Consider the following 8,262-nt stretch of genomic DNA (forward strand, 5'->3'; position numbering starts at 1 on the left):
CCTTGCAGGAAGGAGGTATGCGCCAGGTTCGCCGAGGCCCAGATCAGCACGCAGACATAGGGAATTCCCAGCACCAGCAGGGCTGCAACCTCGACCCATGCCTTGGTCCGGTCCGAGCGCGCCTCACGCCAGAGGTCGACGCGGACATGGATGCCATTGAGATAGGCCAGCCCATAGGCCAGCAGGAAGATGACCGCATGCAGGTGCCACTCGGCCTCCTGCAGCTTGGTCGGAGAGATGTAGTCGTTCAGGGCGGAGTTCAGGACGAACTGCTGCACCACGGTGATCTTCCGGGTGACGACATCGTGGACGATGATCAGGATCATCGGAAGGATCATCCAGGCGCCGACCTGGCCGATACGCCGACCGATGGCATCGAAGATGTCCGAAATCTTGAGAAGGGCGTGCACGGTTACCTCCCACGTCGCCGCGACGGGCGCGGGCAGGGTTGCCCGCGCGCCATGATGTTCAGGAAGGGGGGGTTACTTGAGGTAGGCGGTATCGCCCCAGATCTTGTAGTTTTCACGGAAGGCCGTGAGGCTGTCCCAGACCCGCTGGCTGTCCGGGTTGGAGGCAGTCTCGTCGGTGATGACTTCCTGCCAGGCCGCGTTGAAGGCGGACAGCTGGTCGTCGGTCCAGGTCATGGTCTGCACGCCATCTTCCTGGTTTTGCTGCATGACGTCGAACTCGGCCGCCTCGCCTTCGGCGAATTGCTGCATCAAGGCCTGGTCACAGGCCAGGCGCACCATGGTCTGCTTGCTCTCGTCCAGCTTGTTCCAGCTGTCGAGGTTGATCAGCAGTTCCTGCACGGTGGACTGCTGGTGCCAGCCGGGGAAATAGTTGTACTTGGCGATCTGGTAGAAGCCCAGGCCGCGGTCAACGGCGGGGATCGACTGTTCCGCCGCATCCAGCGTGCCCAGTTCCAGCGCCTGGTAGATCTCTCCCGGAGCCAGCAACTGCGTGGAGACGCCGAACTTCTCCATCACCTTTGCGCCCAGCCCGAGGAAGCGCATCTTCAGGCCCTTCAGGTCATCCAGCGTCTTGATTTCCTTGCGGAACCAGCCAGCGGTTTCCGGCGGAAGGATGCCGCAGGGCAGCATGTAGAGGTTGTCCTGGGCGTAGAGTTCGTTCGCCAGCTCCAGACCGCCGCCATAGCGCAGCCAGGCCATCATCTCGCCGGCACCCGGGCCGAAGGGGACGGCGGCGAAGAAGGCATAAGCGGAGTTCTTGCCGGTGTTGAACGCGGGCGAGCCGTAGGCCGCGTCGATGGAGCCGTTGGAGACCGCATCGTAATACTGCGTGCCCGCGACCAGCGCGCCGGGTTCGAAGACGCGGATGTCGAAGGAGCCGTCCGAGATCGTGTCGATCGTCTTGCCCAGGTGGTACGAGGTCGCGCCTGCGACCGGCATCGCCTCGGGGTAGCTGGAGTGCATCCGCCAGCGGACGCGGTCCTGCGCCTGTGCCGGCAGAGCTGCCAGCGCGGTGAAGGTGGCCAGCGTGATGCCGGCGATGATCTTTCCTGTGGTGCGACTTGTCATGGTTTCCTCCCTTTGACTATCAGTGGTGGTGAAGCGTCAGCCGTATGTCGCGTCGATCTCCTCCCAGCGATGCAGATCGACCGCATCGCTCAGCGTGGCGTAATCGTCGAGCTGGCTGCTCAGACCCGCCGTTGTGCCGGCGGCCTTCAGGCTCGCCAGCGTGTTCGCGACGGCATGCGAGGCCGCGAACAGGGTCGACAGGGCGTGGAACACGAGGCTGAAGCCCATGTCCTGCGCGTCCGCGATGCTCAGTTGTGCGGTCTCGTTGCCGTCGACGATGCTGAGAACGCGCGGGAAATCGAGAGCGCGCCCGATCGTCACGGCCTGGGCGATGGTCTTCACGCCATCGACGAAGACCATGTCGACCCCCGCATCCGCATAGGCCTTCGCCCGGTGTAGCGCGGCGTCCAGACCATCGACGCCAAGGGCATCGGTCCGGGCGATGATCATCATCTCGCTGTCGCCGCGGGCCCGCAGCGCCCCCTTGAGCCGCCGCACGTTGGCTTCGGGCGTTTCCAGGCGAATGCCGCCCAGCTGCCCGCATTTCTTCGGCAACACCTGATCCTCCAGGTGCACGGCGGCGACGCCGGCCTGCACATACTCCTCGATCGTGCGGTGCAGGTTGTTGACCCCACCGTAGCCCGTGTCGGCATCGGCGATGATCGGCACCGAGGTGCCGCGCACCATGTCGCGGGCATGCGCGGTCATCTCGGTCTGGGTCATGAAGCCCAGGTCCGGCAGGCCCAGCCGCGACACGGTGGCGCCGAAGCCGGTCATGTAGACCGCGGGGAAGCCCGCGCGTTCCACCAGCCGGGCGGTCAGCGTGTCGTAGGCACCGGGGGCCGAAACGATGCCGGGGCCGGCAATCAGGCTTCGCAGTGTTGAAGCTTGGGTCATCTCAGCGTCCTCCGGCCACGTCCAGAAGCGAGCCGGTGGTATAGGACGCACCGGGCGAGAGCAGCCAGACGGCAGCCTCTGCCACCTCGGCGGGCTGCCCGAGCCGCTTTAGGGGAATGATGTCCGCCAGCGCATCGACCTTTTCGCGGTCGCCCAGGGAGTCCATCTGGATCTCGGTGTCGATGATCCCGGGGGCCAGCGCGTTGACCCGGACATGGGGCGCCAGTTCCTTCGACATCGACAGCGTCATGGTCGCCACGCCCGCCTTGGTGGTGGCATAGGCCATGTTGCCGACCATACCGCCCGTGCGCGCTGCGATGGAGGCCAGGTTGACGATCGAGCGCTCGCCGAAATCGCCATCGGCGCCGACGAAGGCCGCAGTGACCTGAGCGACCGATGCCAGGTTCACTGACAGGACGCGCTGGAACTCCGTTGGATCGAACGCGTCCAGCGTCATGATACGGCCGATGATCCCGGCGTTGTTCACCAGGTGCGCGACCCCGCCCCAACGGGCGAACAGTTCCGCCATAGCGCCGGTGACGGCCTCCGCGTCGGCCACGTTCACCAGCTGTGACAGCACCCGGTCCCCGTAGCGCTGCGCCAGCGCATCCAGCCGGTCCTGCCGCAGGTCCCAGACTGCGACCCGGGCGCCGGAGGCCAGCAGCCGTTCGGCAATCGCCAGGCCGATGCCCGAAGCGCCGCCGGTCACCAGCACGGGCCGGTCGTGAAAATAAAAGCTGTAGTCGAGCGCAGGCATGGCCTGATCCATCGTCTCCTCCCGAATCCACTCTCCACCGCGACGCTAGCCTTGCGTAGTCTGGGATACAAGATAAAAATACAAGATGATGTATCCCAGAAGATGAGCCATATAGGATGTCACCCCAGTCAAGACGAAAGGGTTCCATGACTTCCCGCACGCCGCCCACGGGCAAGCAGCCCCTCGCCCGAAGGATCGCAGCCGACATCCGGGACGCGATCATCGATGCGCGCTTCGAATTCGGAGAAGCCCTTTCGGAAGAGAACCTTGCGGCTGCATTCGGGGTCAGCCGGACCCCGATCCGCGAGGCGTTGAACCTGCTGCAACTTGAAGATCTGGTCACCATCGTCCCGAAGTCGGGCACCTATATCTTCACGCCCGGGCTGGAGGATATCGCGATGCTCTGCGACTACCGCGCCGGGCTTGAGATGCAGGCCCTTGACTTGGCGCTGGAGCATGCTCGGCCAGAACTGGCAGAAGCTCTGGCCACCATCGCGAGCGAGATGGAACAGTTCGTGGCCGCAGGGGACATCCGTGCCTACGGCCGGCTGGATGCGCGCTACCACCAGGCGATCATCGATCATGCCGGGAACCTCTACCTTGAACGGGGCTACGCGATGATCATCGGCCGGGTTTCGGCGCTGCGGACGCAGCTGGCGGTGCGCGCGGAAGGGGAGCCGGGGCGCTCCCTCGCGGATCACAAGGCGATGCCGGGGCTGATCGCGCAGAAGCAGGTGGCAGAGGTGCGCAACCTGTTGGCCCTCCATGTCGGGCAGACCAAGGTGAACTACACAAACGCCTACCTTGCGCAGGAACCGCGGGCCGAAAACGAGCGCCAGCGACTTAAGGCCCTATTCTCTTACAAGAAGAACTGAGGCGGGCGATCAGGCTTCATGATGGATGAGGCTAGGTGTTCAGTCCCGGCATCTGGTGGATCGGATCGAGGATGAATCTGTCTGGCTCTGATGTCCATATCTTGCAGTTGTATTCGTATGGTGTGAGCCCGTTGATGGTCTTGAGGCGGCGCGCGAAGTTGTAAGCTGCCATGAAGTCTGCGAGGTGAGTGCGCAGCTGGTCGTGGCTGTCGTAATGGTACCGTTTGACGGTCGCCTCCTTGATAGTGCGGTTCATCCGTTCGACCTGTCCGTCCCTCGGGAAAACGATCCCCCGGATCGTTTTTCTGATCCTCGGAACTCCAAGGATGGTTGGGCTTGGTCAGCCGGTGCTCGATCCCGTTTACCTTGCAGATCATGTCAAAGCGCATCGGCCGTGAATACGAGGTATTCCGGTTCCGAGGCTGCTCGGCGAACTGAATGCCCCCTCGGGGCGCATCAGCGGGATCAATCCGCCTCGCGTCCCAGTCCTCCTTCGGCGTCGAGTTCTGCTTGTTGGCATCGGCCTCAATGAGGCTCGCGTCGATGGCCATGCGCTGTCCGCTGACCAGGCCCTCTTCAATGCACCGCGCCACGGTCGCCTCGAACAGGTAGCGCAATAGCTCGCTGTCACGGAACCGGCCGTGCCGGTTCTTCGAAAAAGTCGAGTGATCCGGGACCCGGTCACTGAGGTCCAGGCGGCAGAACCAACGGTAAGCGAGATTCAGATGCACCTCTTCGCAGAGCCGCCGTTACGACCGGATGCCGAAGCAATACCCCACCAACCTCCTGCGGAGCAGCAACTACCCCCCTACAGACGGAAGGAAAGGAGGGATGTAAAAATCGGCGAGGCAGCTGCGGATTCCAGACAGATCCACGAAACGGTCAATCGAGCGCAGAAGGTGATCTGGCGGGACATGATCCTCGAGCGAGAACCCGTAGAACAGCGCCGGTTGCGCCTCCTGCCGCGGTCCCATCATCGTCGATCCTCCCACCCATTGCGGGAATTGAATCAGCCGACGGCCCTCCGATCAAGCGCGAGTTTTTCAAAAAAAATAGGCCCAGACCTGACATTCGTCCGAACGTGTTGGTGCCGCGACGCGGCCCGTCAAACCGGTCTTTCGCTGCGCTCGACCCCGGGGTCGGTTCTGCGGTCATCCGTATGTCGTCACGTCACCGCGCATCGATGCGGTGGGATCTTGTGGCGCAGGAGATTGACCGTTGGGCGGCATTTCACGGAGTGTTGCTAGAGGGGAGAATGCAGGTCGATATCCGGATCGCGCGGCCGTGAGGTCAGGGAGGCTGACGCAAGCTCATGTACCAGTCGTTCAGCGTCGTTGCGCAGGCGTCCAAACGCATCTGGAGCCCGGCGGAAAACTGGTCGAACGCCTCCTGGTTCAGCGCGTTCACGCAGGTGAGGACCGGCACGCCGAGGGTGATGGCCTCGCCGATCAGCATGCGGAAGCCTGCGCCGCAAGCCTCCTGCTTGCCGAACTTGTTGACGATCAGCAGGTCCGCCGCCGGGCCGAAGGACGCGCCGACCCGGGCGACCGCCATCTCAAGCGCGCCGCTGTCCAGCCGGCAGCCACGCGCGCCAAGGCCGAGGCTTTGCGACACCCGGATCTCGGATCCCTCCGGCAGGATCCTGATGTCCATGTCGCAGCGCCGGCCGTCGTGCCGGTCGCGGTTGACCTGAATGGCGCCGTGAACCCGAACGCCCTGGGCGATCAGGCGCTCGGCCACGGTGCTCAGGACGATGTCGCCGACGCCGCGATGCTCGGACCGGATGTAGCCCACGAGGGGCCGTTCGACCGGGAGGGCGTCTGCGATCAAGCCAACGGTCTTGGCAGCAAAGGCGGTCATTGAGCGTCGCGGCAGAGGATCGTCCCGCCGTCCCCAGCTGCGAAATACCGGCCTGTGCCCTCCACGGCGATGGCCCGCAAGCCAGCTGTTGTACCTGTCGGGTCCATGTGCCACCGCTGTCCGTCGTACCGGGCGGCGGCACCTGCGGCTCCGACGGCCACGACGTCGCTCTCGGTCCCGGTCAGCGCCAGCAGGTCGTTGCGAGCCCGGGCCGGGGTGATGTGCCAGCGCGATCCGTCGAAATGGCCGATAGTGCCCGACAATCCGACGACGAAGATGTCGCTCAGCGACCGCCCCCAGACGTCGAACAGGAAATGTTCGGTGCCGGCGTTGAATTCGTCCCAGCGCGTACCGTTCCACCGCATTATCTGGCCGAAGTCCCCGACGGCCAGAAGATGCTCTGCATCCATCCCCCAGAGGCCATAAAGCGCACTCTTGGTGCCGGACGGCATCCGCTCCCAGCTGTCGCCGGCCCAATGCAGGACAAGGCCCTCGTCCCCGGCGGCAAAGATCTGTCCGTTTCCGTCGGTCCACATCGACAGGATCGTGACGTCCATGTGCAGATCGAAGTGCATGCGCCAGCGCGTGCCGTCGAAATGGTGGATTTCGCCCAGCTGACCGGCCGCCAGCAATCCGCCGTCCGGGGCGCGCGCCAGATCGTGGATGCCAAGCGCGCCTGCGGGCGGCAGCGCTTCCCACTGGCCGCGATCATGGACCAGAACGGTGCCTTCCTCGCCGCAGGCAAAGAGCATGTCCTGATCGGGATCATGCCACATCCCCCAAAGCTGGCGGTCGGTGCCGCTTGTCATTTCGGACCAGTTCGACGGGTCTTCTCCGGGCTGGATGGCGGGGGCGAAACAGGTCAGCGCCGCGCTGTCGCCCACGAGGAGACTGCCGTAATCGCCGACGGCCATCAGGTCCCCCGAGGGCAGGTCGACCAGCCCCAGAAGGTCGTGGCCAGTGCCGCTTTGCAAACGGACGGCGCGGTTGTCGCCGATCAGGTGGATCTGTCCCGCATCGCCAAGCGTCACAACGCCCTTGTTCGTGCGGCCGAGAGCCCGGAAGCGGCTGAACTCCGTATCGGAGAACTGTTTTTCAAAGCGCTCGCCGTCCCACAGGACAAGATCGCCGCGAAACCCGTTGGCCTGGATGAAATAGCGCCCTCCGGCCAGCAGAACGCGCCCGTCGGGCAGGGCCAAAGCGGCCGTGAAATTGGAGGCCACAGGGCAATCGAGCGCCTGCCAGGTGCCGCCTGTGCCGCGCAGAACCACGGTGCCGTCGCCGCCTGCGGCCATCACGCGCCCATCGTCGAGGCAAATCACCGCCCGCAAATGCGCATGGGTGCCGGCGTCTTCGACCAGCCAGTCGGTGCCGTCGAACCGTAGCACCATGCCGCGATCCCCCACGGCCCAGGCCTGCCCGTCCGGGCCGCCGCAAATGGCAAAGAGCGGCGTGTTTTCGTCGACGGAGGCGTATTTGCCTTTTGCATCGACCACGCAGCCGCGCATCTGGCTCCAGACCTCTCCGTCATGGTGCAGGATCAGGCCCATCCACCCGACGGCCCAGAGATTTGACCGATCCGTCCCCCACAGCGCGTGGATCGGCACGGGGGCCGGGCAGGCCATACGGGTCCAGTCCTCGCCATCGAAATGGTTGATCGCGCCATGGTCTCCGACCACGAAGAGGCCAGAGTCATCCGCCCAGCCATCCCAGAATACGTCGTCGGCCCCGGCGGGAAGGCCGACAACCGAGTACCAGCCCTGTGCCGTCTCGGGGCGTGCCCCGAACTGGCCGCGGAAAAATCCACGACGTGAAATCGTCTCAGCTGATCCGTCCATTTATCCGCGTTCCTTCACCGGTTGCGAGGCCTGTTTCAGTCTGCTCGCTTCCTGGTTCAGCAGCTCCGAAAGGTCGGCACCCAAGGCACCAGCGGGCAAGGCGGCCAGGGCCTCTTTCAGATCTGCGTCGTTCAGATTCTCGGCAAAGACATCCTGCATCGTGGCGGCGACCGCCTGATGAAACCCGGCGCGCCCCAATGCGGAGACCGCGTCGATCATCGGGTCAAAGGCGCGCGCCACGACGCTGTCGGGCAGCGCGGTCACGATCGGCTCGCCCCGGTCGGACCCAAGTGCCAGTTCGGGCGACAGGGGGATTTCTGCTATCTTGTCGATATCCAGTTTGGCCAGCGCCTCACCGATGCCGGCGTCGGGGAAAAGGTGAAACTCCTCGTGGCAATGCGGGCATTGCACGCCGGCCATGTTCACCACGGCGCCGATGACAGGCAGGCCACGTTCGCGGCAGAAGCGTCCGGCCTTGAGGCTGTCCATCTGGGCCA

The 8,262-nt window shown here is 64.5% G+C and carries 8 protein-coding genes and 2 pseudogenes; 1 reads left to right on the plus strand and 9 read right to left on the minus strand.

From position 1 onward, the window contains the following. From HC022_RS14045 to HC022_RS14060, 4 genes are all read right to left on the minus strand, one after another. Window positions 1–410 (minus strand): TRAP transporter small permease subunit (locus HC022_RS14045; protein ID WP_167452858.1); only part of this gene is annotated, 410 nt, incomplete at its 3' end. Between the two features lie 72 nt (window positions 411–482). Next, the gene (locus HC022_RS14050; RefSeq protein WP_167452859.1) at window positions 483–1,538 is read right to left on the minus strand and encodes a TRAP transporter substrate-binding protein; all 1,056 of its coding nucleotides are present in this window, start codon (window positions 1,536–1,538) and stop codon (window positions 483–485) included. Between the two features lie 36 nt (window positions 1,539–1,574). Then, on the minus strand, window positions 1,575–2,435 hold the full coding sequence (locus HC022_RS14055; protein ID WP_167452860.1) for an oxaloacetate decarboxylase: 861 nt from the start codon (window positions 2,433–2,435) through the stop codon (window positions 1,575–1,577). 1 nt (window position 2,436) lies between these two features. After that, window positions 2,437–3,204 carry an SDR family NAD(P)-dependent oxidoreductase gene (locus tag HC022_RS14060; RefSeq protein ID WP_167452861.1) on the minus strand — a complete coding sequence of 256 codons (768 nt, stop codon included), beginning with the start codon at window positions 3,202–3,204 and terminating at the stop codon, window positions 2,437–2,439. Between the two features lie 134 nt (window positions 3,205–3,338). Here HC022_RS14060 and HC022_RS14065 point away from each other — a divergent pair, with 134 nt between their 5' ends. Next, complete coding sequence (locus HC022_RS14065) at window positions 3,339–4,067, plus strand: GntR family transcriptional regulator (protein WP_167452862.1); 729 nt, start codon at window positions 3,339–3,341, stop codon at window positions 4,065–4,067. Window positions 4,068–4,098: 31 nt separating this feature from the next. Here the strand turns inward: HC022_RS14065 and HC022_RS28595 are convergent. From HC022_RS28595 to HC022_RS14090, 5 genes and pseudogenes are all read right to left on the minus strand, one after another. Continuing rightward, window positions 4,099–4,450, minus strand: a pseudogene (locus tag HC022_RS28595) (integrase core domain-containing protein); the annotation flags it as partial. Between the two features lie 117 nt (window positions 4,451–4,567). After that, a pseudogene (locus HC022_RS14075) lies at window positions 4,568–5,044 on the minus strand (transposase); the annotation flags it as partial. Between the two features lie 313 nt (window positions 5,045–5,357). Next, complete coding sequence (locus HC022_RS14080; RefSeq protein ID WP_167452863.1) at window positions 5,358–5,927, minus strand: DUF2478 domain-containing protein; 570 nt, start codon at window positions 5,925–5,927, stop codon at window positions 5,358–5,360. Beyond that, window positions 5,924–7,606: a glycosyl hydrolase gene (locus HC022_RS14085; RefSeq protein WP_368484669.1), complete on the minus strand. Its 1,683-nt coding sequence runs from the start codon at window positions 7,604–7,606 to the stop codon at window positions 5,924–5,926. Before HC022_RS14085 ends, HC022_RS14080 begins: the two co-directional genes overlap by 4 nt. Before the next feature lie 159 nt (window positions 7,607–7,765). Beyond that, window positions 7,766–8,262 (minus strand): P-loop NTPase (locus tag HC022_RS14090; protein WP_167452865.1); only part of this gene is annotated, 497 nt, incomplete at its 5' end.

The organism is Salipiger sp. HF18 (assembly GCF_011806505.1).
In the GTDB taxonomy this organism is placed as follows: domain Bacteria; phylum Pseudomonadota; class Alphaproteobacteria; order Rhodobacterales; family Rhodobacteraceae; genus Salipiger; species Salipiger thiooxidans.

Excerpts from the sequence above, each read along its gene's own strand:
- HC022_RS14050 (WP_167452859.1), bottom strand. The coding sequence starts at position 1,538 with ATGACAAGTCGCACCACAGGAAAGATCATCGCCGGCATCACGCTGGCC.
- HC022_RS14055 (WP_167452860.1), bottom strand. The coding sequence starts at position 2,435 with ATGACCCAAGCTTCAACACTGCGAAGCCTGATTGCCGGCCCCGGCATC.
- HC022_RS14060 (WP_167452861.1), bottom strand. The coding sequence starts at position 3,204 with ATGGATCAGGCCATGCCTGCGCTCGACTACAGCTTTTATTTTCACGAC.
- HC022_RS14065 (WP_167452862.1), top strand. The coding sequence starts at position 3,339 with ATGACTTCCCGCACGCCGCCCACGGGCAAGCAGCCCCTCGCCCGAAGG.
- HC022_RS14080 (WP_167452863.1), bottom strand. The coding sequence starts at position 5,927 with ATGACCGCCTTTGCTGCCAAGACCGTTGGCTTGATCGCAGACGCCCTC.